Annotated in this window: 1 protein-coding gene; it reads right to left on the bottom strand. The window is 67.3% G+C overall.

Annotated features, from left to right (window positions below):
• Positions 1 to 73: 73 nt before the first annotated feature.
• The coding region (locus AC3ETA_RS47820; RefSeq protein WP_432199177.1) for a phosphocholine cytidylyltransferase family protein at positions 74 to 692 on the bottom strand (619 nt) is incomplete at its 5' end.

The raw sequence follows: 692 nt of genomic DNA, 5'->3' as shown, positions 1-692 counted from the left end.
GCGAGGACACTCGCCAGGTCGTCGAGAGCACCCGGGCGGATGTCGACGACGACCGGCGAGGGGATCAGCCGGGTCAGTACTGGCATGCGATCTCCCGTCCCCGGGCGAGGTCGTCGTGGTTGTCGATCTCCACCCAGTCGACGTCGCCGATCGGCGCCACGTCGATGCGGAAGCCGCGGTTCACGAGCTCCTGGTAGCCGTGCTCGTAGAACTGCTGCGGGTCGCTCTCCCAGACCGCCCTCAGGGCGTCGGCCAGCTCGGGGGCGGCGTCGCCCTCGATGAGGGTGACCCCGATGTACTCACCGGTGGCCTCGGCGGGGTCCATCAGCTTGGTGATCTTCGTCATGCCCTTGGCGGGGTCGACGACGACCTTCATCTCCTCGTCGGCGAGGCTCTTCACCGTGTCCAGGGCGAGGATGATCTTCCTGCCGTCGCCGCGGGCGGCGAGCAGCGTCTTCTCGACGGAGACCGGGTGCACGGTGTCGCCGTTGGCGAGGATCACGCCGTCCTTGAGGGCGTCACGGCCGCACCACAGGGAGTAGGCGTTGTTCCACTCCTCGGCCTTGTCGTTGTCGATGAGGGTGAGCTTGAGGCCGTACTTCGCCTCCAGCACGGCCTTGCGCTCGTACACCGCTTCCTTGCGGTAGCCGACGATGACGGCGACCTCGGTCAGACCGATCTCGGCGAAGTTG

Source organism: Streptomyces sp. bgisy027 (assembly GCF_057710365.1).
The sequence above is the reverse complement of the archived record's forward strand: the minus strand, read 5'-3'. Positions and strand labels throughout refer to the sequence as shown.